We start from the raw sequence: 23,694 nt of genomic DNA on the forward strand, positions 1-23,694 counted from the left end.
GTAAGGGCGTACGGCCGTCACGCGTGCCGTACGCCTGACGATTTCCCGAGTCGGCCTTTCCTCTCGGAACCCGCGCAACGCTCAGCCGTGCAGGCGTTGCTCGATCCAGTGCGCAAATCCCAACGTCGCGGTCTCGCTCATCGAAGGTCCGACCAGTTGAATGCCCAGCGGCAGACCTTGAGGTCCGAATCCGGTCGGCAGTGCCACACTCGGCAAACCCAGCAGACTCCAGATACGTGAGAACAGCGGATCGCCAGTGGCGGTAAGGCCTGCATCGGCCTCACCACACGCGCTGGGCGTCATCAACAGATCGTATCCGGCAAAGCCACGTCCCAGTTGATGACGGGCCGACGCCACGTGCGCGCGATGGCTGACGGTCTGCTCGTAGGTCACGGCGGCGCCGCGCTCGAGCATTGCCCTGAGCCGTTCACTCAGCAATTCAGGATGTTGCAAACGCTCATCGGCCAGCGCCTTGAAGGCCTCGGCGCACATCACTTCATCATGCACCGCGGTCAGCGCGGCAACGGCGTCGGGCAGGCTGACATCGACCACGAAAGCGCCAGCCCTGGCCAGACGCTGGACAGTGGCTTCGAACGCCTGCTGCGCCGCTGCACTGGCGCTGTCCCAATGCGGTGTGTGACAGACGCCGATTCGAGGTTTGCTGTCCGCGGGCAAATCACGCCAAGCCGCAGCATTGGCCATCACCGAGGTCAGCAGCGCGACGTCCGCCACACTGCGGCCGAAACCGCCTACGGTGTCCAGCGACTCACTGAGGCTTTTCACGCCTGCACGGGAAATCAGGCCGAAGCCAGGTTTGAAACCCACGATCCCGCAGTAGGCCGCCGGGCGAACAATGGATGCAGCGGTCTGCGTTCCCAGCGCCAGCGGCACCATGTTCGCCGCCACGGCTGCTGCCGAGCCACTGGAGGATCCGCCCGGTGTGTGCCCCGGATTGTGCGGGTTGCGAGTTGGCCCGGGGGTGAAGGTGGCGAATTCGGTGGTCACGGTCTTGCCTAACACGATGGCCCCCGCTGCTTTGCACAGGGCAACGGCGGCTGCATCGGTCACCGGCTGATGCCGTTCATAGATTGCCGAGCCATATCCGGTCGGAAAGTCTCGGGTGTCGAACAGGTCCTTCACACCCAGCGGCAGACCATGCAAAGGCCCGCGTATCGGACCCGCATCCAGTGCGCGGGCGTGTTCGAGGGCGCGCTCGGTATCGATATGGCGCCAGGCCAGGACTTGGGGTTCTTGAGCGCGGATACGTTCCAGGCAGGCGCCGAGCAATTGCTGCGCGGTCAGTTCCCGGCGCTGGAGCCGTTTGAAGGCTGCGCTGGCGGTCAGCAGACTGGGGTCAGAAGGGGCAAGAGACACGGCGCGTTCCACATCGTCTGGAGAAAGCTGAATCATGCCGCAGGGATCGCCGGGCTGTATATCACCCGGCGCAGGACATCAGGTCAGTTTCGAGGTGACGAAGATCAGCCGCACCGACGCCTGGGCAAGCGACTGCGCTTCGGCTTTCATATTGTCGAGTTCGGCTTTTGCCTGTTCATCCAAGGTGTCGTTCGAGCGGGCTTCGATCAGTTGCGCCATCTGATACAGCGCGTCGATCAGGCCATACAGATTGCGATGCAACTGATCGGTCACTTTGTGCAAATGGCTGTCCACAACCGGCTTGAGCCCAGCGCCTTCACCCTCATGAACGGCGTTCGATTTGTCCGTGCGCACGCCGCTGAGTACGTAGTTGAGGTCCACGCCAGCCTCGGCAATGCGCAGCAGGTAGCTGGTCTTGGGCGAGCGCGCCCCACTTTCATAATTACCTTGTGCGTTCGTTTCTACGCCTCCGATCGCGCCGAGGGCGCTCTGGGAGAGTTTAAGCCGGTTGCGTTCCTGCCTGAGCCGCACACCGATCCCTGACATGATGAAACTCCTTGATCATTGGCCGTAGCCTGAATGACGCGTCTTGCAGCGGGGAGCTCGTAGCATCCCTTTTGCCGGGAGAATTCCAACGAGTGGGTTGATGTAAACCAAATGAACAACGGTTTAGGCGTTCGGACGATAACCCACATTCATTCGAATGTGGATCCATTTTGGTGCTGTCTGTCAGACTTTTCTCAAATGGTTGTATGAAAGTGTTACGGCTGAATGGAATTTCATAAACAGCGCGTATAGAAACCGGGCACAACGCGTGCAGGGCCGCCGCGTTGCATGACGGCCCGTCAGTTCATACGCCGGGATCAGGAAGGGCAGCGCGAGGAGGGCTGGCGAGCCCAGTCAGTCGCAGTTCGAGCGATGACGTCGGCCAGGCTGGACACGGCTTTCTGATGGGCCAGCACCAGGTTCTCCATGCCGGTTCCGGCAGGCTGTCGGATGACGCTGCTGCAGGTCAGCGTCTGGCGTTTGACCCCGGCGCCCCGCAAGCTCAGGTTCCATACCACGTCGATCAGCGCGTATCGATCGAGCACTGACTCGAACCGTCGCACGTCGGTGCGCACCGACAGCACCGGCTCATCGCTCTGTTTGGGCAAACCGGCCAGATCCCGCGACCCCAGGCGACGCTCCAGTTGTCCGGTCAGCGCGTCGTGAAACTCGTCCCCGAGCGGCGCGCCCCAGCGTTCGTTTTCCAGAATCGCCAGACTGCCATCGCCCTGACGCACCACCAGGGGCGGCTGATCCACTTGCACGGCCATCAGCACCGGCTGCATCTCGAATTGAAACGGTGCCTGGGCGACATTGGCTGCAGGCTCGGTCGCAGGCGCGATGAGGGTGTAGTAACGCGTCGGCGTCGAGGAGCAGGCGCCCAGGCTCAACGCGCAGGCCAACATCAGAAGGTGGTTACGCAGGGTCATTGCACAGGCTCCGGAGCGATTTCACGGGATGAGGAAGAACCTTTATACGAGCCGGGCGCCGCGTCGCCGCTGCGTCCTCGAATCAGCGATTCGGGGTGTCGGCTGAGGAAGTCGGTCAGCACGCGCACGGAACGCGCCGTGCGCTGCACCTCCTCCATGGCCTGGCCCAATTGCTGGCGCGCCGGCGAGTCGTCGGCGAAAGTGTCGTTCGCGCTGCCCAGCGTTTTCTGTGCTTGCTGCAAGGTGCCACGCATCTGCGGGAGCACTTCGCCGTTGACCTGTTTCATGGTTTTTTGCAGTTCGATCAGGCTGCCGTTGAGGTTCTTGGCCAGATCGTCGAGCGGAATCTTGCCCAGCTTGTCGACGAAGGCCTGCAACTGCTCCTGAAGTTTGTCGAAGCTGCCGCCGATGGTAGGCACCTCAAGCGGCCGCGCCTTGGCGTTGTAGGTAACTTTCGGCGCTTTCGGATCGAAATCCATCGCCACGTACAGCTGGCCAGTCAGCAGGTTGCCGGTGCGAACCTGCGCCCGCAGCCCACGTTCGACGAAGCGGCCGATGATTCTCGACGTCTGCTCCTCTTCATCGCCACCGCCAGCCTGTTGCCGAAGCTTGTCGTTGGCCGCGCCCAGTCGTTGCGGGTAAATCACAGCGCCAACCACGCCAGGGAAGCTGCCGGTGGCCGGGTCGTAATCCAGGTCCACCGACACCACGCGGCCGACGTTCACGCCCAGGAAATCGACCGGTGCGTTGACCACCAGCCCGCGCAGGGACTGATTGAAGCGCATGCGAATGTACTTGGGTTCACCGTCCGGTGGGGCGAGGGCGCTGGCCTGATCGTCGAACAGCTTGAACTCGGCGTTGCCCTCGGCAGGCTTGGCGTCGGGGCTGTAGTTGGGCTCGCGAAACGCAATGCCGCCCGAGATGATCGAGGTCAGCGACTGGGTGGAGACCTTCAGTCCGGCGGCGCCCAGCGAGACATCCACGCCACTGGCGTTCCAGAATCGCGAGTCGGTGAGCACGAATTCATCGTTGGGCGAGCTGATGAAGATTTCGATGTCCACGCCCTTGCCGTCCTTGGCCAGTTCGTAGGCCACCACCTGACCGACCTGAATACGGCGGAAGTACACCGGGGAGCCGATGTCCAGCGAGCCGAGGTCATCGGTGTGCAGGATGAAGCGTTTGCCGCGTTCGCCGAAGGTCACCGGCGGCGGTGTTTCCAGCCCGGTGAAGTTTTTCTCGGTCTTGTCCGAGCTGCCTGCGTCGGCGCTGATGAATGCACCCGACAGCAAGGTGTCGACGCCTGACACGCCATGGGCGCCGATGCGCGGGCGGACCACCCAGTACTGCGTGTCGGCGCGGGTGAACGGGGTGGCCGACTGATTCAGTTCGATGGTCGCCAGAATGTGCGTGCGGTCGTCGCTGAGCGCGATGTCGGTCACGGTCCCGATCACCACGTTCTTGTATTTGACCTGGGTTTTCTTCGCCTCCAGCCCTTCGGCCGTGAGGAACGACACCACCACCTTCGGGCCGACGTTGAGGAAGTCGTGGATCACCATCGACAGGCCGATGATGCCGGCCACGATAGGCACCAGCCAGACCAGTGATATACGCGCCTTGCGGGCCTTGACATGCGGGCGCGCGGGGGCTGACGGGGGGAGTGCGTTATCGGACATCTTCAACCTCTGCGTCCCAGATTAGCCGGGGATCGAAACTCATGGCGGCGAACATCGTCATCACGACCACCAGACCAAAAAACAGAATGCCAAGCCGGGGCTCGATGGTGCTCAAGCCGCGGAATTGAACCAGCGCGGCGACCAGCGCCACGACCAGCACGTCGAGCATCGACCAATAGCCGATCAGTTCGATGAAGCGATACAGGCGCGAGCGCTCGCGCATGGCCCACTGACTGCGGCGCTGGCACGTCACCAGCAACATGCCCAGCACCAGAAACTTGATGCAGGGCACCAGCACACTGGCGATGAAGATCAGGATGGCGATGTCCCACGAGCCGCCTTCGGCAAACTCGATGACCCCGCTCATGATGGTGTTCTCGCTGCTGCTGCCCAGCAATGTCGTGAACATCACCGGAAGCGTGTTGGCCGGGATGTAGAAAATCAGCCCGGCGAGCAGGAACGCCCAGGTGCGCCTCAGGCTGTCGGGCTTGCGCGCATGGACGGTGGAATCGCAGCGCGGGCAGGTCTCATCGTCCTCTGCGCAGACATAGCTGCACAGGTGGCACAGAGTGACATTGTGTTCCCGCGCGAAGGGGATGCCGTTCATTCCGGTTCGACTCCCAGTTCGTCCCACAGTCGGCGAATGTCTTTGCCGGCGATCAGCACGATCAGCACCATCAACATGGCCATGGCCCAGAGACCCACGCCCGGGTGGACATCCAGCATGCCCGCGAGTTTGATGATCGCCACCAGAATCCCGAGCAGACAGACCTCGAGCATGCTCCAGGGCCGCAGGTGTTCCAGGGTGCGCATGCAGGTCTTGAAGCCGGGTGCGATTTCCCCGCGATGGGCATGGGCCAGCACCCAGAACAGCAGGGCGATCTGCAACGCGGGGGCGAGAATGATTGCCAGCCCGGCGACCAGCGCAATCAGGGTGATCTGACCTTGCGCCAACGCCTGCACCGAGCCCCACAACGTCACCGCGTTGTGCAGGCCTTGCATGCTGATGCTGATGACCGGAAACACGTTGGCGAAGATGAACAGAATCCCGGCCGCGACGCTCAACGCCAGCAATTGTTCGATGCTCATGCGATGACCGCGGTCGAGCACGGCGGCGCAGCGCAGGCAATACGCGGTCTCGCCCTTGTTCAAGGCTTGCGATTCGTACAGCGAGTCACAGTGCTCGCAGATGATCCAGCGCTGTGCTGAATCGGCGTGCGGGGGCGGGCTTTCGGTCATCGGCGCCGTTGTCGTTGAAGAAGTGGACGTGTTCACGATAGATCGGCTTTGAGCATACGCATGCACAAAGGCGAGGCAGGCGACGATACGCCATCGCGGCAGTGCCCGCCGGGTTTGCTTGAGACTGAATTCATGAACAGCACGCTGTCTGGTTGGCTAGAGAGATTGACCACGGTGCCAGCATCGGGTTCGACGGCGGTTCGCCTTCTCGGCATCGCGGTGGGATGAACACCGTCCGTTGCGCGCTGGCATGACCTCCCTGCGGCAAGTGTCGCTGCAAACGCGACAAGTGTAGCGCGACAGCGCGATCAGCAGGAGGGCATCGTGCGGTTAATTATCTGAAAAAGAAGGCTTTCTTCGGCGTGGCACAGCGCTTGCTCTCTCGTTCGACAGCCGGGGCAGCCAAGCGCCCGGTTCTAATAAGAACGGAGAGCCACATGAACCGATTTGGCCAGCATCCGCGCCTGCCTGGCGCCTTTCCTCGACTCTATCTCGCCGCCAGCCCTGGGCGTTGCCTTCAGTCCGCAGACGTTCGCTGCACAGCCTGCGCAGGTTGACGGGGCGCGAATCAGCGCCGCCGATCAGGAACCGGGAAACTGGATGAGTCACGGACGCACCTACGACGAGCAACGCTTCAGCCCGCTGAAAAAGATCAACGATGGCAACGTCTCGGGACTGGGCCTGGCCTGGACTTACAAACTGGACATCGACCGGGGTGTCGAAGCCACGCCGATCGTGGTTGATGGTGTGATGTACACCACGGGGCCGTTTTCGGTGGTGTACGCACTGGATGCCCGCGATGGCAAATTGCTCTGGAAATACGACCCGCACTCCGATCGCAGCCGCGCGGGCGAAGCCTGTTGCGATGCCGTCAACCGCGGCGTGGCCGTCTGGGGCGGTAAGGTATTCATCGGCGTACTCGACGGCCGCCTGGAGGCCATCGACGCGAAAAGCGGGCAGAAGGTCTGGTCGGTGGACACCCGCACGGATCCCGATCGCAGCATCACCATCACCGGTGCGCCGCGGGTGGTGAAAGGCAAGGTCATCATCGGTAACGGCGGTGCCGAATATGGCGTGCGCGGCTACATCACAGCCTATGACGCCGAGACCGGCAAGCAGGACTGGCGATTCTTCACCGTCCCTGGCGACCCGAAACTGCCGCCGGAAAACAAAGCCATGGAGATCGCCAGCAAAACCTGGTTTGGCGACAAGTTTGTCGAACAGGGCGGCGGCGGGACCGTCTGGGATTCGATGTCCTACGACCCGAAACTGAACCTGCTGTACATCGGCGTCGGCAACGCCTCGTCCTGGAACCCGCGTCTGCGTTCTGAAGGCAAGGGTGACAACCTGTTTCTTTCGTCCATCATCGCCCTCAATCCCGACAACGGCGAATACGTCTGGCATTACCAGACCACGCCCGGCGATGCGTGGGATTTCACCGCTACCGCGCACATCATGCTGGCGGACCTGAAGATCGATGGCAAAGAGCGGCAAGTGCTCATGCAGTCGCCCAAGAACGGCTTTTTCTACGTGATCGACCGCAAGACCGGCGAGCTGCTGTCGGCGAAAAACATCGTCCCGATCAACTGGGCGAGCGGCGTCGACATGAAGACCGGCAGGCCGATCGTCGATGAAAAGGCCGCGGTCTACTGGCGCGACCCGGAAAAGAAAGCGCTGTTGGTGCAGCCTGCATTCTGGGGCGCCCATGACTGGCAGCCGATGTCCTACAACCCGCAGACGGGCCTCGTCTACATTCCCGCGCACATCATGTCGGCGCTGTACCAGGACGTCGACGGCCAGCCGCCGCGCAAGAAATTCAAGAGCATGTACCAGTTGCAGGTCAACACCGGAATGATGCCGGAGGACCCGGACGGCCTGCGCAAGCTGGCCGACACCTGGACCGGCAAGCTCATCGCCTGGGATCCGCTCAAGCAAGAGGCGCGCTGGGAGGTGCCGTATTCGACGATCTTCAACGGTGGCACGCTGAGCACCGCGGGCAATCTACTGTTCGAGGGCACCGCGGACGGGCGAGTGGTCGCTTACTCGGCCGACAAGGGCAAGGTGTTGTGGGAGCAACCGGCCAACACCGGTGTGATGGCCGGCCCTGTGACGTATGAGGTGGACGGCGAGCAGTACGTGACGTTCATGGCAGGGTGGGGCGGCGCGTTTTCGACCTTCGCCGGCGCGTTGTCATTGCGCGCCGGGGTCAAGCCCAACGCCCAGGTGCTGACCTACAAACTGGGCGGAACGGCGAAGCTGCCTGACCTGAAATACAAATACGCCGATCGCAAGGTCGATCCACCGGCCTTTACCGGCACCACCGAGCAAGTGGATAAGGGCCGCGCGCTGTTCAACGGCCATTGCGACACCTGCCATGGCATCAACGCCATCAGCGGCGGCGTGCTGCCGGATCTGCGCATGCTCAGCAAGGAAAATCATCAGATGTTCCTCGGCATCGTCTACGGCGGCCGGGTCAATGACGGCATGCCGTCGTTCGCCGAGGAGCTCAAGCCCGACGAAATCGAGCTGGTGCACCAATACATCATCAAACGCGCCAACGACCTGAAGAAAGAAATGGCGTCGGCCAAAACCGCAGCGGCGCAGTAAACGCCATACACCTGTAGGAGCGTGGCTTGCCCGATTGCAATGTGTCGGAACCCCCCGTTGTTGTCCGACACACCGCTATCGCGGGCAAGGTGGAGCGCCACCCCGGTCGCTCCTGCGGGATCGCATATCCAATCGATAAAAAGAGGCAACCCCATGAGCAACCCGCTACCCATCTACCAAAGCTACATCGATGGCGCGTTCAGCGCCGGCGACAACCACATCCAGGTATTCAATCCGGCCAACGGCGATCTATTGGGTTCGGTGCCGGAAACCAGCTTGAGCGAGGTCGAACGGGCCATCGCCGCGGCCCGCGCGGCGCAGAAAGGCTGGGCCCGCAAGCCGGCGAACGAGCGCGCCGGTTACCTGCGCCAGATCGCGACCAAGGTGCGCGAGAACGCCGACCGGCTGGCGCGAATCATTACCGCCGAACAGGGCAAGGTACTGGGACTGGCGCTGGTGGAAGTGAACTTCACAGCCGATTACCTGGATTACATGGCGGAGTGGGGGCGCCGTCTCGAAGGCGAAATCCTCACCAGTGATCGGCCCGGTGAAAACATCTTCGTGTTCCGCAAGCCTCTGGGCGTGGTCGCGGGCATTCTGCCGTGGAATTTTCCGTTCTTCCTCATTGCCCGCAAGCTCGCCCCGGCGCTGATCACAGGCAACACCATCGTGATCAAACCCAGCGAAGAAACGCCGATCAACTGCTTCGAATTCGCCAAATTGCTCGCCCAGACCGATCTGCCCAACGGCGTGGTCAACATCGTCTCCGGCAGGGGCGCTACGGTGGGTAACGCGCTCAGCGCCAGCGCCGGGGTGGACATGGTCAACTTCACCGGCAGTGTTGCCACCGGCCAGCGAATCATGGCCGCCGCCGCGCACAACATCACCAAACTCAACCTGGAGCTGGGCGGCAAGGCGCCGGCCATCGTGCTGGCCGACGCTGATCTGGATCTGGCGGTCAAGGCGATCACTGCATCGCGGGTGATCAACACCGGGCAGGTGTGCAACTGCGCCGAGCGCGTGTACGTCGAGCGCAAGGTCGCTGATCAGTTCATCGAGAAAGTCAGCGCCTCAATGGCTGCGACCCGATACGGCGACCCGCTGGCAGAGGACGGGCTGGACATGGGGCCGCTGGTGAACAAGGCCGGTCTGGACAAAGTCGCGCAGATGGTTGAAACCGCGGTGGGCGATGGCGCGCAGGTGATCACTGGCGGCGCGGTGGCCGACCGTGACGGCAAGGGTTTCCACTACCAGCCGACCGTGCTCGCCAATTGCCGTCAGGACATGGAAATCATGCGCCAGGAGATCTTCGGGCCGGTGCTGCCGATCCAGATCATCGATGACCTGGATCAGGCGATCGAACTGGCGAACGACTGTGAATACGGTCTGACGTCCTCGATCTACACCCGCGACCTCAGCGCGGCCATGCGCGCCTGCAACGAGATCGACTTCGGCGAAACCTACATCAACCGGGAAAATTTCGAGGCCATGCAGGGCTTCCACGCCGGCATCCGCAAGTCCGGGATCGGCGGCGCGGACGGCAAGCACGGCGTCTACGAGTTCACCCATACCCACGTGGTGTACATCCAGATCTGAGGCGCTTTCATCCGGCTCGGTTGGGCTGCACGATCCGGTATTTTTTCATCTTGCGGTAAAGCGTTGACCGGGCGACGGCGAACTCGTCGGCGACCCCGGTCACGTTCCACTGGTGCCGGCGCAGGGCTTCCTTCAGACGCTGTTCTTCGTCGTCTGCGGTGAGCCGTGCCAGCGGCAAACGGTCGGGCAGGGCATTGGGTACGGCGTGGTCGAGTGCCGCCTGATCAACAATGTCCGCCGGCAGACACGTCGTGTCGATCAGCCCTTCGTCGGCGACTGCCACCGCGTAACGCAGCACATTGATCAACTGGCGGATGTTGCCGGGCCAGGCGTACCGGCTCAACAGCTTCAGGCTGATCGGATCGATGCGGCAGGCTTGCCCGCCGGGCTGATCACGCAGGACCGATTCGATCAGCAGCCGGATGTCGCTGCGCTCGCGCAACGCCGGCAGGTGCAGGGTCATGCCGTTCAACCGGTAGAACAGGTCCTCGCGAAAGGTCTTGCTGGCCATCATGCTGGCCAGGTTCTGGTGGGTCGCGGAGATGACCTGAATGTCCAGCGGAATGGGCGCGTCGGCGCCCAAGGGTGAAATTTCCCGCTCCGCCAGTACGCGCAGCAAGCGGGTCTGCAAATGCGCGGGCATGTCACCGATTTCGTCCAGGAACAGGGTGCCGCCATTGGCGATTTCCAGCTTGCCTTTCATGCCTTTCTTGCTGGCGCCGGTAAAGCTGCCGCTGCGATAGCCGAACAGTTCGCTCTCGATCAGGGTTTCCGGAATGGCTGCGCAGTTGAGCGCCACGAACGGCCCGGCCCGCCGTTGGCTGGCGAGGTGAATCGCGCGAGCGAAGGCTTCTTTGCCGGTGCCGGTCTCGCCGTTGATGAGGATCGGCAGGTCCTTGTCCAGCACCTTGCGCAAGCGCGCCACACTCTGCTGCAGCCGCAGGTCGCCACCGCTCAGCCGCTCCAGCGTGGGCGCGCAAGGGTGCATCTGCGCAGGCCTCGGCTCGGGCGACCGGGCAGGCTGAACCTTGACCGGCATGCGCAGGCCAATCTCCAGCAAGCGCTGGCCGCTGCGCAGACGCGTGGCATTGGCGCCGCCGTTGCACAGTCGCAGCAGTTGCTCGACGTCCACCGGCAGCAGCGCGCTCAATGTTTGGCCCAGCAGCGGGCCGTCGCCGTGGTTCTGATGCTCGACGAATGCCGCGCGGTTCGCGCCGATCACCCGGCCCTGGTCATCCAGCGCCAGCAATTGCTCATTGACCAGGTCGCTGATGTCCTCGCAGGGCTTGATCATCAGCGTCAGGGTGTTGCGGTGGCTGTGGCGGAAGTAGGCGTTCTCGATCATCCGCGCGTACATGATCACCAGTTGCAGCGTCAGGTATTGCGCCTCTTTCGGACCGTTGCTGTTCAGGCAGGACGCGTTGAGGCAGCCGCGCACCTGGCCCAGCGAATCGAAGATCGGCGAGACCGAACAGCTCAGGCGATCGTTTTCCCGCAGAAAGTGCTCATCGCGATGAATGATCAGTGCGCTGCCCGAGGCCAGGCCGGTGCCGATGCCGTTGGTGCCGACCAGCGATTCATCCCAGCGTGAACCTGCGATCAGGCCCGAATCGGCGTAGGCGCTGCCGGTGGTTGGCACGCGCGAGTCCAGCGCGATGCCGTGTTCGTCGCTCAATAGCACGGCGAATCCGGCCTGGCCCACGCGCTTGGCCAGGCCGCTGACCCCTTGGCCGGCGATGGACATGTAATCGTGGTGGAATTCCTGATGGCGATGAATTTCGGCGGCGCTGAGGATCACCTTGTTGGCCCGGCCTGCCGGCTTCAGGCCGTGCTCGACCACGCTGCGATACCAGGACTGCACGATCAGGCCATCGGACGGCAGGCTGCGGTCGGCAAAGTAATCGCCGACGAACGCTTTGAGATCAGCAGGTCCGGCTGAGGTCTGCAACGACATAGATGACTCTCCTGATGCGGCTGCGACCATGAGGCCCCAACGCATGATTATTGTTCTGTGTCCTCTAAGGACGGCCGCCGAGGCATTCGGGGCGGCAGGGATAACGCTCAGACTAGCGCCTGTGACGAAATATGCCTGTTACAAAAAATAATTCACGGCGCGCTCCGGGTACAGCAAATGCTGTACCCGGTCGCCTGCTGCACAGCGCAGCCCGGGCCAGAGCGGCGGAGCGCGAAACTCTGATCAGCGTGCTGCACGGCACCTGTTGCAAGGTCGCGACAGCTGTAGCGCAAGTGTCCCGCCGCCGCGCCCGGGCCGGGGCTGCGCGGGTCTTGCGGTGTCCGGACAACGGCGTATAACCGGAGCTGCCGGGCTGTTCCGGTCAATCGAGGAGGCATCGTCTATGTGGACCCGACCTGCATACACCGACCTGCGTATCGGCTTCGAAGTCACTATGTACTTCGCCAGCCGCTGAGCATCGAGCCCCGCCCGTGCGCGGGGCTTTTCTTGCCATTCCGGCGTCAGAGCTTGGCCCAGAAATCCTCTGCGAAGTCGCTCAGTGCCGTGTTGGGGCGGAACAGGCGGATCTCGACGGGAATGTCCCAATGCTCATCCAGCGCCCGAACCAGCTTGCCGTTGACCACTTCCGCCTCCGACAAGGTTCTCGGCAGCCAGGCAAAGCCTTTTCCTTCCTGAGCCATGGACAACAGCACCGCCGCCAGGTGGGAGCTGAAAACAGTGTTCAGCGTCGGCGGCCGGTCTTCCTTGCGTAGCCTTGCGGCGATGATCCGCCCCAGGCCCGACTCCGCCGTGTACGCCAGGTGTGGCGGCGCGATGCCTGGCGCCGCGGGTTCGCTGTCGCGGGCGCGCAACGGCACCAACAGATCGCTGCCGACGACCTTGGACTGAAACTGATCGGCGGCAAAACGCGGCGGCACGTCGGGATGCTGATGGCACAACAGAAACTGCACTTCGCCGCCCAGCAGCATGTGCTCGCACACGCTCATGTTGTCCGACAGCAGGCGGATCGCCTCCAGCGGCCCTGAGCGTTCGGCGGCGCGCACCCAGCCGGGAAAAAAGGTGAACGACAGCGAGTGCGTGGCGGCGAAATGCAACGTACGCGCCTGCTTGCCTGCGACCTCGCGCGCTTCCTGACGCATCTGGTACAGGCGCCGGGTCATCTCCTGGGCATTGTCGAGCATGTGCCGTCCGGCATCGGTCAGCGTTGCGCCTTGGGTGGTGCGCTCGAACAGGTCGACGCCAACCCAGGTCTCGAGCGCGCGGATCCTGCGACTGAACGCCGGCTGGGTGACATGCCGAAGCTCGGCCGCCCGGGAAAAATTCCCGCTTTGCGCCAGTACATTGAAATCTTCCAGCCAGACCAATTCCATCGTGATGCCGTCCGCGCATTGAGTGCCGCGTTTTTAGCATTGGCCGCGACAAAAGGTCCAGCCCTAGAGTGGGCCCATCCAAGCGCTGCACCTCTTCACCTAAAACAACAGGAGTCACCCATGCGTATCGTCGATATTCGCGAGAAGACCGTTTCCATTGCCTCGCCGATTGCCAACGCCTACATCGATTTTTCCAAAATGACCTGCTCGGTGGTGGCCGTGATCACCGACGTGATTCGCGACGGCAAGCCGGTGATCGGCTACGGCTTCAACTCCAACGGCCGCTACGGGCAGGGCGCGCTCATGCGTGACCGCTTCCTGGCGCGCGTTCTGGAAGCAGACCCTGAAACGCTGATCGACCAGGAACACGACAATCTGGACCCGTTCGCCGTCTGGAAAACCCTGATGACCAACGAAAAGCCGGGCGGGCACGGTGAGCGTTCGGTGGCGGTGGGGACGATCGACATGGCAGTCTGGGACGCGGTGGCCAAGATCGAGGGCAAGCCGCTGTATCGCCTGCTGGCCGACCGTTACCGCAACGGCGTGGCCGACGACAAGGTGTGGGTGTACGCGGCGGGGGGCTATTACTATCCCGGCAAAGACCAGAGCAAGCTCAAGGCCGAGATGCAGAGCTACCTGGATCGCGGATATGACGTGGTGAAGATGAAGATCGGCGCCGTGCCGCTGGCCGAAGACCTGCGTCGGATCGAAGCGGTGCTGGAAGTGGTGGGTGACGGCCAGCGCCTGGCGGTCGACGCCAACGGTCGTTTCGACCTCAAGACCGGCATCGCCTATGCCGAAGCGATCAAGCCGTACAACCTGTTCTGGTACGAAGAAGTGGGCGATCCGCTGGACTACGCCCTGCAAGCGGAACTGGCCAATCACTACGAGTTGCCGATGGCCACGGGCGAAAACCTGTTCTCCCATCAGGACGCGCGCAATCTGCTGCGCCACGGCGGCATGCGCCCTGACCGCGATTTCCTGCAGTTCGACTGCGCGCTGTCCTACGGTCTGGTGGAATACCTTCGCACACTCGACGTGATGAAGGACCTGGGCTGGTCGTCCCGTCGGGTCGTGCCTCACGGTGGGCACCAGATGTCCCTGAACATCGCTGCGGGCTTGCACCTGGGCGGCAACGAGTCCTACCCGGACGTGTTCCAGCCATTCGGCGGCTTTGCCGATGGTATCCGGGTAGAGAACAGCTACGTCGGACTGCCGGACATTCCTGGGGTGGGCTTCGAAGCCAAGTCAGCGCTGTATGCGGTGATGCGTGAACTGGGTGAGGGGGCGTAAACACAACGCTTCGCCCCTGCAGGGGCGCGCTTGCCCGCGATGCGGTGTGTCAGTCACCGGCGATGTGTCTGACACATCGCAATCGCGAGAAAGCCCACTCCCACGAGGGTATTGCGGCATGGCGTGGTCTGGCGCCAAGCACCGATCCGGTGGGAGCGAGCTTGCTCGCGAAGACTGATCTCCAGACGCCGCATGCTCCACAGCATGCACCGGCCTTTCCCGGCTCAAGCCGCTCCTAAAGACGCGGCAAGCTTTTCGTAGGACCGGCTTTAGCCGGGAACGCGTCGGTTGTTACGCCGCTGATCGAAGAGGGCTTAAAAGACAGATGGCTCACTCCCACCCGTCCTCCATCGGTCAAGCAGTCCTTTCCCCTCATACAAAAACAACAGTGAGGCATTCCATGGAACAGGCTTCGACACGCTGGTATTCCCAGCTCTACGTTCAGGTGCTGATCGGTATCGTCATAGGCGGCGCCATCGGTTTCTTTCTCCCCGACATCGGCGCCAAGCTGCAACCGTTCGCCGACGGCTTCATCAAGCTGATCAAGATGCTGCTCGCGCCGATCATTTTCGGCACGGTGGTGGTGGGCATCGCCAAGATGGGCAGCGTCAAAGAGGTGGGACGCATCGGCGCCAAGGCGCTGATCTACTTCGAGATCCTCTCGACCCTGGCACTGGTGATCGGTCTGGTGGTGGTCAATATCCTCAAGCCCGGCGTGGGCATGAACATCGACATCAACACCATCAACGGCAGTGCCATCAGCGGCTACACCCAGGCCGCCGCGGCGCAGGGCGGGGTGGTCGAATTCTTCATGAACATCATCCCGACCACGCTGTTCGACGCGTTTGCAAAAGGCGCGATGCTGCAGGTGATTCTGGTCTCGGTGCTGATGGGCGTTGCACTGGTGCAGATCGGCGAACCGGTCAAGCCGCTGGTCAACGTCATCGACATGCTGCTGCAGAGCCTGTTCCGTGTGGTGGCGATGGTCATGCGCCTGGCGCCGCTGGGGGCCGGGGCGGGGATGGCGTTCACCATCGGCAAATACGGCATCGGCACGTTGCTGTCGCTCGGCCAGTTGCTGGTCGCGCTGTACGTCACCACCCTGCTGTTCATCGTGGTGATTCTGGGCTCGGTGGCACGCTGGTCGGGGCTGCCGTTGATGCAGTTCCTGCGGTATTTCAAGGACGAAATTCTGGTCACCCTCGGGACCTGCTCCACTGAAGCGGTGCTGCCGCGAATGATGGTCAAGCTGGAAAAACTCGGCTGCGAAAAATCGGTGGTCGGGATGGTCCTGCCGACCGGTTACACGTTCAATTCCGACGGCACCTGCATCTACCTGACCATGGCGGCGATTTTCGTCGCGCAGGCGACCAACACGCCGCTGACCTTGTGGGATCAACTGACGGTGCTGGGCGTTCTGCTGCTGACCTCCAAAGGCTCGGCCGGGGTGGCCGGGGCCGGCTTCGTCACGCTGGCCGCAACGCTGTCAGTGTTCCATGGCATTCCCATGATCGGTCTGGTGCTGTTGCTGGGCGTCGACCGTTTTCTCAATGAGGCACGCGCGGTCACCAACCTGATCGGTAACGGCATCGGCACCCTTGCCATTGCCAAATGGGACGGTTCTTTCGACAAGGCCAAGGCGGCGCGCGAGATCGCCGCGATGAACAACCGTTCCGCGAAACCCGGCCAGCCCGCACCCTCGGCTGCCGATCCGCTGAACGCGGCCCGCGTCGGAAAGTCGCAGGTCTGAGGCGCGGGGCTGGCCGCCGGCGCAGGGGAGCCGCCAGTCAGCCGTTCGCTGGCCAACCCGCGCGCGTCTGCAGTGATAGACTCTCGCCACTTCAGACGAGGAGCGACAAACGTGCGCAAGATGGCAACGATGGTGGCGGTGTTGATGCTGGCAGGTTGTGATGGCGGTAAGCCGGCCACACCCGCGAAGGTTCCGGCGACCGATTCGGTCACAGAAGCCGCCACTCCGGCTTCGCCGCAATGGACCATTCGCGTCCATTTGAAGGAAGCCCTGAGCGACATGACCTACTGGCTGGTCGAGCATCATTACCCGTCGTATGTGGTCAAGGTCGATGGCAGGGAAGTGGTCATGATCGGGCCGTTCGAGTCGCAGGACGCCGCCGAGAAAGCCAAGACCGACATCGACGCAGCGCTGGTCAAAGGCCATCGGCTTTCACAGCTGGAAGTCATCCCGCCCAAGCCTTGATGCGGCGACTGCACGATGTAGCGCGACACCTTGCCATGGCCGTGACACCCTCGGTCAACGCGTTCGAATACTCGGGCGCGTCAACCGGGAATCGCCGTTATGGACGAGATTCAACGCCTGAGTGATTTGCTCAATGCCAATCAGCGTTACGAAGAGCAGAAGCAACAGCGCTTTCACGACGACCTCGTGCAGTGGAACGCCAGCATCGACGCGCTTTATCAGCAGGTCGAAGGCTGGCTCAAGCCCTTGGTCGAAGCGGGCCAGACCCGCTTCGAATACGATCCGCATCAGGCCCAGAGCAAGGGCTATCCTGACGATAACTCGCCGTTCAGAAGCCGCCGACTAACCTTTTCACTGGCCGCGCATCGGGTCACATTCGTCCCGGATGCCATGGGGCCGGCAGGGCAGGTGAGTGTGTCGGTCAATGGGCTGAGTCTGCACGGGCAGGAGAAGTATTCGTTACACCTGGAAGCCGAACGGCAGGTGTGGATGCTGAAGAAGACCGTCGGGGTGAAGGATTCTGAACCTGAGACGTTTACCGCTGATTTTTTCGCCAGATTGCTGCAGGGCGTGGTGCCGCAGCGGCGTTGAGTGCATCGAGCGATGGCGGCAAATGCCGAAGGCCGTTGCAACGGCCTTGGGCAAATGCGATATCGGCGTGCCGCCTCAGCGACGGCCCAGCAACAGGCCGACGACCAGACCGAAGCCAGCCGACACGGCAACGGTCTGCCATGGGTGACCGCCGATGTAAGTCTCGGTCGCTTCGACCGCAGGCTTGGTGCGCTCACGCACATTGCTCACCGAATCCAGTGCCTGTTTCAGCTTCAGGCTCAGTTGCGCACGCACGGTCTCTCCCTCTTCGCCAACCAGCGCTGCGCTGTCCTTGAGCAGTTTGTCGGACTCTTCAATGAGGGCCGCCAATTCGCTGAAAGCCTGATCCTTGATCTGTTCGGCGGCGTTCTGGGCAGCAGTTTTACGAGCCATGGCTATTTCCTTTCAGTTGATAACGGCAGTGAGCAATGGAGTCACCGGGGGGGCAAAAGTTGCAGGGCGTTTCGGAGGGAGCCAAAAAGTGCGACGAATGTCGTCGGGCGACGCCCTCGTCGGGTGTAAGATGCTGACGCTTTTGAGCCATACGTGGCTCTGTCATAGCGTTTCGTTTTTGCACACGAGGTAACCGTCATGAGTTTCAACCTGGCCAACAAGTCCCTTGCCGAACGCGCCGCCATCGAGGACGAAAAATCCCGTCTGTTCGAGCTGTGGCAGAGCAATCTGGGCAAGGCCAAGGGCGACGCGGCCCGTCTGATGGGCGAGCGCGCCAAGCGCAAAGGCAAATGGTCGGAGTGGGTGCGCGCCGAGCTCGACGCCATGTCGCCGCCTGAATACGCCAACATGGTCCGCGCAGAAGTCAATCGCCAGGTCGCCGCCGCACGCGGCTGATGCCCGCTGCTGCGATGTGCCGCTGCGCAGCCCTGTCAGCGGCACCCGGCAGGCATTACCAGCTCCCGCTTGCCGGTTGCGGCAGGCTCAGCGTGCCGCTGTCATAAAACCGCATCGTTCCGAACAAGCCGCCCGCCAGCTTGCCGTGTAACTCATACGGCAAATTGTCGAGGCGCTGCTGCTCGGTCAGCCCGACGGCCTGGCGCAGCGCGGCGAACGCTGACACCGTGACCGGCACCGTCAGCACGCCTTCGGAAAAACGGCCGATGGTGCCTTTCTGATCGCTGACGCCCGAGGCCAGCAGTTTGCCGTTCACGTCCAGATTCAGCGCCACGCCGTCGTATGCGATGTCGGTGTCGTTCGGGTTCTGCAGACGCAGTTTGACGGCGAAGCGGATCTCAAGATCCTGGCCCTGCAAAGGCTCGATACCCACCACGTTGATGTTCAGCGGGTCACGATTGGGGAACAGCGCGCAGGCGCTCAGCGCCAGAATCAGCAGGCCGGCCAGCAGGGTTCGGATCGGGCGTAAGGGCATCGGACACTCCAGTGAAGCGGGCTGAAGGGGGCACGGCGCACCCCACTCAACAGCTTAGCGGTTCAACTGTGCGACCTCGCGGGCGGTGAGAGGTTCTGCTGGCGCAGGGAGCGTCGGGTCCTGCAGAACCTTGACCGTAGAGGCCTCCGGGTCGAACTCGGTGAGTTCCTCTTCCTGATGTTCTTCGGGCAGGAATATGTTCAGCACGATGGCGCAGAACGCCCCGATCGTGATGGGCGATTCGAAGATGTTGTGCAGCGCCTTCGGCAACTCGCGCAGCACCTCTGGCACCGCGGCGACGCCCAGCCCCATGCCGAGCGAGATAGCCACGATCAGCATGTTGCGCCGATGCAGGCCAGCCTCCGAGAGAATCTTGATGCCGGCAACGGCCACGGTGCCGAACATGATCAGGGTGGCGCCCCCCAGAACCGGCTTGGGCATCAGTTGCAGCACGGCGCCGATGACCGGGAACAGGCCGAGCAGCACGAGAATGCCGGCGATGAAAAACGCCACATAGCGACTGGCGACGCCGGTCAGCTGGATAACGCCGTTGTTCTGCGCGAAGGTCACCATCGGCAGGCTGTTGAACACGGCCGCCATCGCCGAGTTCAGGCCATCGGCGAGCAGTCCGGATTTGATCCGGCGGATGTACACCGGGCCACTGACAGGCTGTTGCGAGATCATCGAGTTGGCGGTGAGGTCGCCAGCCGCTTCCAGTGGCGATACCAGAAAGATCACGGCAATCGGTATGAACGCCAGCAGATCAAAGGAAAAACCGTACTTGAACGGCACCGGCAGACTCATCAACGGCACCTGCGGCATGTGCGCGAAGTCGATGCGGCCCATGTACCACGCCACAGCGAAGCCAAGGGTCAGGCCGATAATGATCGCGCTCAGCCGCAGCAACGGAATATTGAAACGGTTGAGCACCACAATCGTGGCCAGCACCAGGCCCGCCAGCCCCAGGTTCGCCGCCGAGCCCATGTCACTGGCGCCGAATCCGCCCGCCATGTCGGTCATGGCAACCTTGAGCAGCGACAGGCCCATGAGGGTAATGATTGTGCCGGTCACCACTGGAGTGATCAGCTTGCGCAGCTTGCCGATGAACTGACTGAGCGCCACTTCGATGAAGGCTGCGCAGAAGCACACGCCAAAAATGGTCGACAGCACTTCTTCAGTGCCGCCGCCACGGCTCTTCACCAGGAAGCCGGCGCTGAGGATCACGCTGAGAAAGGAAAAACTGGTGCCTTGCAGGCAGAGCAGACCAGAACCGATCGGCCCGAAGCGCCTGGCTTGCACGAAAGTGCCCAGCCCCGAGACGAACAGCGCCATGCTGATCAGATAGGGCACTTCACTGTCCAGGCCCAGCACGCTGCCAACGATCAGCGTGGGCGTGATGATGCCGACGAAGCTGGCAAGCACGTGCTGCAGCGCAGCGAAGATTGCGGCGGTGAAATGCGGTCGGTCGTTGAGGCCGTAGATCAGGTCGGTCGGGCGTGAGGCGCGAGTTGAGGCGGAGCTGCTTTGCGGTGTGATCATGGTTAGCCTGCCAATTGTTTTTATTCGGTCGTGGGCTTTGCAGGTGACGCTGAACTGACCGGAAGACAGAACTTAACTGTCAGGTCAGGTTTTGCGACTCTACAACATGTCCACAGCATGAAAAACAATTTATTGAAAAATTGTGTACAAAATAACGGCATGAGTCAGCCAGAACGCCCGTCGAAAAAAGGGCGCGAAGGATGCCAGAAAATGTTTCGCGGGTCTGCGTCGGGCGCTTATTCTGTTGCCTTTGAACCTGACGTCGGCGATCGGCGTCCAACTCGGCGGATTGTATGGGGCAAACCAGGTCCTGACGGGGCCATCTCTCGACAAGGAGGTTTCAACTGGGGCGTAAAGATCTTCATGAGCACTGCACAGCAATTTTCGTTGACTGATCTGCAAGTCACGTTGATTTCCCGAGCGCTTGCTGACCGCAGGCGATATCAGATTCTCGTTCAGATCGGCGCCAGCGATGAGCCGGTGCCGTGCGCCGCGCTGCTCAAGGTGCATCCGGTGAGCGCGGCGACGGTTTCCCATCATACGAAGGAGCTCGAGCGCGCCGGCTTGATCGCCACGCTGCGTGAAGGCAAGTACGCCAGTTTCCAGATCCGGCGCGAGGTGCTGCACGCGTACGCCAGGCAACTGATGCATATATGAGTACAGGCTGTGAGCACACTGTGACGGCCGCACTGAGGTTGACCGATAGCGGCATATGCCCGTAAATTGGACGGCCTTTTTCCCCTTCTCCCGCCTCACGCCAGGCGCATCCGGAGCTTGTTTATGTACCCAGACGTTCAGCTGTTCATCGATGGTCAATGGCGCACCAGTGAAGACGGTCGCACCCTGGCCGTCATCAATCCGGCCACGGGCGAAACCCTGGGCAGCGTCGCCCATGCCGGGATCGCCGATCTGGACAAGGCGCTGCTCGCCGCCGAGCGTGGTTTCGAAACCTGGCGCAGCACGCCGGCGTACGACCGCTACAAGATCATGCAGAAGGCTGCCAATCTGCTGCGCGAACGCGCTGACAGCATCGCCAGCATCATGACCCAGGAGCAGGGCAAGCCGCTGGCCGAAGCGCGCATGGAAACCCTCGCCGCCGCCGATATCATCGACTGGCTGGCCGAAGAGGGCCGTCGCGCCTATGGCCGACTGGTGCCATCGCGCAATGTGTCGGTCGAGCAGAAAGTCATCAAGGAGCCTGTCGGTCCGGTCGCCGCTTTCACGCCATGGAACTTCCCGATCAACCAGGTGGTGCGCAAGCTGTCCTCTGCGCTGGCCGCGGGTTGCTCAATCATCGTCAAGGCGCCGGAAGAAACCCCGGCGTCGCCTGCCGAACTGATCCGCGCGTTTGTCGATGCCGGCGTGCCGGCCGGTGTCATCGGCCTGGTGTACGGCGACCCGGCACAGATTTCCAGCTACCTGATCGCCCACCCGACCATCAAGAAGGTCACCTTCACCGGCTCCACGCCGGTGGGCAAGCAACTGGCCGCATTGGCGGGCCAGCACATGAAGCGCGCGACCATGGAGCTGGGTGGCCATGCGCCTGCGCTGGTCTTCGACGACGCCGACATCGACCTCGCCGCCCGTGTGCTGGCAGGTGCCAAGTTCCGCAACGCCGGTCAGGTCTGCGTGTCGCCGACGCGCATTCTGGTGCAGCGCGGGGTGTTTGACGCGTTCGCCGAGAAATTCGTCGGTCTGACCCATGAGGTCAAGGTCGGCAATGGTCTGGAGCAGGGCGTAACCATGGGCCCGGTCGCCAATGAGCGGCGCATTCCGGCGCTGTCGGCCTTGATCAAGGATGCCAGCGACAACGGCGCCAAGGTTCACACCGGCGGCAAGGCGGTCGAGGGCCCTGGCTACTTCTTCGAGCCCACCGTGCTCAGCGGACTGACCACCGAAATGCGCATCATGAACGAAGAACCGTTCGGCCCGGTCGCGCTGCTGGTGCCATTCGACACCGTCGAAGACGCCGTCAAGGAGTCCAACCGCGTGCCGTTCGGTCTGGCGTCGTACGCCTTCACCACCTCCATGAAAACCGCGCACATCCTCAGCACCCGCATCGAGGCCGGCATGCTCTCCATCAACCACCAGGGCATCGGTTTGGTGGAAGTGCCATTCGGCGGCATCAAGGATTCCGGCTATGGCTCCGAAGGCGGCACCGAAGCCATCGAAGCGTACCTGAACACCAAGCTGGTCACCGTGTTCAACCTGTAACACCTGGACCGTGTTGAAGCAAAAGCCCACCTTACGGTGGGCTTTTGCTTGGTGGACTTTTTATTGGTGGCTGGAAATGGCCTCTTCCCGGCTGAAGCCGGCCTACAGATGCTGCAGACTTTTCGTAGGACCGGCTTTAGCCGGGAAGGCGTCGGTCATTAGACCGTTGCTCGAAGGGGCGTTAGAAACAGTTGGCTCACTCCCACCTGTTTCGCGGCGTGACGCCACTCGCCAAAACACCACAAACCCCCTGTGGGAGCGAGCTTGCTCGCGATGGCTTCAGTTCAGCCGCCCAATCTCCACCAAGAGAAACGCCCTCATGGCGAGCAAGCTCAATACCACCTGTTGCCCGGTGCGAGACGGCTCCGTGAAATGTCGTCTTATGCTGAGCCGTGAGTGTGTTCATTCAGGGTGTGCCAGCCAGACCGCGTCCCATAGCGGGTAGTCGCCCACACGCCTCACCAGCCCAGCCCTCAAGGGGTTGGCAATGATGTAACGCGCACATCTCAGCAACGCCTCCTCGTGGCGAACGGCTGTGTCATGGTAGCCGGATTGCCAGAGGCTACCTTGAAGCCCCGCGCGCTTGTTTACCGCTATCGCCGTCTTTGATTTCACCCTTTGCACCGTCTGACAAAGCGAACCGGTACCAAGCGCGACCAGCCAGTGAAAATGATCAGGCATGACCACCCAGGCCAATGAGTCAGCCATGCCTGATTCCTCTACAGCCCGCAGCTCGTCGACCAACAACCTTCCAGTGCGCCAGTCGGCGAAGTCAGTGCGGTGTTGCGCAAGACGTGATGTCACAAGATAAATTCTTCCGGGTTCTGAAAACCTCCCGGTGCGCAGGCTGCGCGAGTGCGGTTGTTCGGCCATTCCCTGACTCCCTGCTAAAGGCTGCCCATAAATCTAGCCAGTGGCCGGGTCGGTCGAGCGGGAGTGTGTTGCCTGATGTTGTGCGTGCTTCTGTACAGTCTATGTCGCCCGCACGGGCCAATTCGCGAGCAAGCTCGCTCCCACCTGTTTCGCGGCGCGACGCCACTCGCCAGAACACCACAAAACCTCGTGGGAGCGAGCTTGCTCGCGAAGGCTTCAGTTCCGCCACCCAATCGCCACCGGCAGAAATGCCCTCATCGCGAGCAAGCTCACTCC

22 protein-coding genes are annotated in these 23,694 nt (G+C 62.2%); 10 read left to right on the forward strand and 12 right to left on the reverse strand.

The features are described from left to right. Window positions 1–81: 81 nt before the first annotated feature. The 6 genes from BMZ10_RS22965 to BMZ10_RS22990 all read right to left on the reverse strand — a co-directional run bounded on the left by BMZ10_RS22965 (window position 82) and on the right by BMZ10_RS22990 (window position 5,761). Window positions 82–1,374, reverse strand: coding sequence for an amidase (locus BMZ10_RS22965; RefSeq protein ID WP_218147273.1), 1,293 nt, complete (start codon window positions 1,372–1,374; stop codon window positions 82–84). 78 nt (window positions 1,375–1,452) lie between these two features. Further along, window positions 1,453–1,920 (reverse strand): helix-turn-helix domain-containing protein, encoded by a 468-nt coding sequence (locus BMZ10_RS22970; RefSeq protein ID WP_093467652.1) that lies wholly within the window; start codon window positions 1,918–1,920, stop codon window positions 1,453–1,455. Window positions 1,921–2,237: 317 nt separating this feature from the next. After that, window positions 2,238–2,849 (reverse strand): PqiC family protein, encoded by a 612-nt coding sequence (locus BMZ10_RS22975; RefSeq protein WP_093467655.1) that lies wholly within the window; start codon window positions 2,847–2,849, stop codon window positions 2,238–2,240. Further along, on the reverse strand, window positions 2,846–4,522 hold the full coding sequence (locus BMZ10_RS22980; RefSeq protein ID WP_093467659.1) for a PqiB family protein: 1,677 nt from the start codon (window positions 4,520–4,522) through the stop codon (window positions 2,846–2,848). Before BMZ10_RS22980 ends, BMZ10_RS22975 begins: the two co-directional genes overlap by 4 nt. Further along, window positions 4,512–5,129, reverse strand: coding sequence for a paraquat-inducible protein A (locus tag BMZ10_RS22985; RefSeq protein ID WP_093467662.1), 618 nt, complete (start codon window positions 5,127–5,129; stop codon window positions 4,512–4,514). Before BMZ10_RS22985 ends, BMZ10_RS22980 begins: the two co-directional genes overlap by 11 nt. Then, on the reverse strand, window positions 5,126–5,761 hold the full coding sequence (locus BMZ10_RS22990) for a paraquat-inducible protein A (protein ID WP_093467665.1): 636 nt from the start codon (window positions 5,759–5,761) through the stop codon (window positions 5,126–5,128). Before BMZ10_RS22990 ends, BMZ10_RS22985 begins: the two co-directional genes overlap by 4 nt. A 489-nt stretch (window positions 5,762–6,250) precedes the next feature. On the opposite strand from BMZ10_RS22990, the gene BMZ10_RS22995 reads away from it, so the two are divergent. After that, window positions 6,251–8,368, forward strand: coding sequence for a PQQ-dependent dehydrogenase, methanol/ethanol family (locus BMZ10_RS22995; RefSeq protein WP_256214571.1), 2,118 nt, complete (start codon window positions 6,251–6,253; stop codon window positions 8,366–8,368). Window positions 8,369–8,521: 153 nt separating this feature from the next. Further along, window positions 8,522–9,964, forward strand: coding sequence for an aldehyde dehydrogenase (aldA, locus tag BMZ10_RS23000; protein ID WP_093467671.1), 1,443 nt, complete (start codon window positions 8,522–8,524; stop codon window positions 9,962–9,964). Between the two features lie 7 nt (window positions 9,965–9,971). Here the strand turns inward: aldA and BMZ10_RS23005 are convergent, their stop codons facing one another. Then, window positions 9,972–11,918, reverse strand: coding sequence for a sigma-54-dependent Fis family transcriptional regulator (locus BMZ10_RS23005; RefSeq protein WP_093467674.1), 1,947 nt, complete (start codon window positions 11,916–11,918; stop codon window positions 9,972–9,974). 403 nt (window positions 11,919–12,321) lie between these two features. Between BMZ10_RS23005 and pqqA the strand changes: the two genes are divergently transcribed. Beyond that, window positions 12,322–12,393, forward strand: coding sequence for a pyrroloquinoline quinone precursor peptide PqqA (gene pqqA / locus BMZ10_RS23010; RefSeq protein ID WP_093467926.1), 72 nt, complete (start codon window positions 12,322–12,324; stop codon window positions 12,391–12,393). Between the two features lie 46 nt (window positions 12,394–12,439). Here pqqA and BMZ10_RS23015 read toward each other — a convergent pair whose 3' ends face one another. Continuing rightward, on the reverse strand, window positions 12,440–13,309 hold the full coding sequence (locus tag BMZ10_RS23015) for a LysR family transcriptional regulator (protein ID WP_093467677.1): 870 nt from the start codon (window positions 13,307–13,309) through the stop codon (window positions 12,440–12,442). 120 nt (window positions 13,310–13,429) lie between these two features. Here BMZ10_RS23015 and BMZ10_RS23020 point away from each other — a divergent pair, with 120 nt between their 5' ends. The 4 genes from BMZ10_RS23020 (at window position 13,430) to BMZ10_RS23035 (ending at window position 17,408) form a co-directional block, all read left to right on the forward strand. Then, a complete protein-coding gene (locus BMZ10_RS23020; protein WP_093467680.1) occupies window positions 13,430–14,602 on the forward strand; it encodes a mandelate racemase/muconate lactonizing enzyme family protein in 1,173 nt (390 codons plus the stop codon). Between the two features lie 400 nt (window positions 14,603–15,002). Continuing rightward, window positions 15,003–16,352, forward strand: a complete 1,350-nt coding sequence (gene dctA / locus BMZ10_RS23025) for a C4-dicarboxylate transporter DctA (protein WP_093467683.1) — start codon at window positions 15,003–15,005, stop codon at window positions 16,350–16,352. Between the two features lie 111 nt (window positions 16,353–16,463). Then, on the forward strand, window positions 16,464–16,817 hold the full coding sequence (locus tag BMZ10_RS23030; protein WP_093467686.1) for an SPOR domain-containing protein: 354 nt from the start codon (window positions 16,464–16,466) through the stop codon (window positions 16,815–16,817). A 99-nt stretch (window positions 16,818–16,916) separates the two neighbouring features. Further along, a complete protein-coding gene (locus BMZ10_RS23035; protein ID WP_093467689.1) occupies window positions 16,917–17,408 on the forward strand; it encodes a hypothetical protein in 492 nt (163 codons plus the stop codon). A 75-nt stretch (window positions 17,409–17,483) separates the two neighbouring features. On the opposite strand, the gene BMZ10_RS23040 is transcribed toward BMZ10_RS23035, so the two are convergent. Then, complete coding sequence (locus BMZ10_RS23040) at window positions 17,484–17,801, reverse strand: ElaB/YgaM/YqjD family protein (protein ID WP_093467692.1); 318 nt, start codon at window positions 17,799–17,801, stop codon at window positions 17,484–17,486. A gap of 198 nt (window positions 17,802–17,999) precedes the next feature. Here BMZ10_RS23040 and BMZ10_RS23045 point away from each other — a divergent pair, with 198 nt between their 5' ends. After that, the gene (locus BMZ10_RS23045) at window positions 18,000–18,257 is read left to right on the forward strand and encodes a hypothetical protein (RefSeq protein WP_093467695.1); all 258 of its coding nucleotides are present in this window, start codon (window positions 18,000–18,002) and stop codon (window positions 18,255–18,257) included. Window positions 18,258–18,312: 55 nt separating this feature from the next. On the opposite strand, the gene BMZ10_RS23050 is transcribed toward BMZ10_RS23045, so the two are convergent. Both BMZ10_RS23050 and BMZ10_RS23055 read right to left on the reverse strand, forming a co-directional pair. Continuing rightward, window positions 18,313–18,792: an LEA/WHy family protein gene (locus BMZ10_RS23050; RefSeq protein ID WP_093467698.1), complete on the reverse strand. Its 480-nt coding sequence runs from the start codon at window positions 18,790–18,792 to the stop codon at window positions 18,313–18,315. A 54-nt stretch (window positions 18,793–18,846) separates the two neighbouring features. Continuing rightward, window positions 18,847–20,331, reverse strand: coding sequence for a nucleobase:cation symporter-2 family protein (locus tag BMZ10_RS23055; RefSeq protein ID WP_093467701.1), 1,485 nt, complete (start codon window positions 20,329–20,331; stop codon window positions 18,847–18,849). Between the two features lie 117 nt (window positions 20,332–20,448). On the opposite strand from BMZ10_RS23055, the gene BMZ10_RS27855 reads away from it, so the two are divergent. Both BMZ10_RS27855 and BMZ10_RS23065 read left to right on the forward strand, forming a co-directional pair. Next, window positions 20,449–20,988, forward strand: a complete 540-nt coding sequence (locus BMZ10_RS27855) for an ArsR/SmtB family transcription factor (protein WP_218147274.1) — start codon at window positions 20,449–20,451, stop codon at window positions 20,986–20,988. Window positions 20,989–21,111: 123 nt separating this feature from the next. Continuing rightward, on the forward strand, window positions 21,112–22,545 hold the full coding sequence (locus BMZ10_RS23065) for an NAD-dependent succinate-semialdehyde dehydrogenase (RefSeq protein WP_093467707.1): 1,434 nt from the start codon (window positions 21,112–21,114) through the stop codon (window positions 22,543–22,545). Window positions 22,546–22,947: 402 nt separating this feature from the next. Here BMZ10_RS23065 and BMZ10_RS23070 read toward each other — a convergent pair whose 3' ends face one another. Then, the gene (locus BMZ10_RS23070; protein ID WP_093467710.1) at window positions 22,948–23,418 is read right to left on the reverse strand and encodes an REP-associated tyrosine transposase; all 471 of its coding nucleotides are present in this window, start codon (window positions 23,416–23,418) and stop codon (window positions 22,948–22,950) included. Window positions 23,419–23,694 lie beyond the last annotated feature (276 nt).

It is taken from the genome of Pseudomonas sp. NFR16, from assembly GCF_900108875.1.
Taxonomy (GTDB): Bacteria; Pseudomonadota; Gammaproteobacteria; order Pseudomonadales; family Pseudomonadaceae; genus Aquipseudomonas.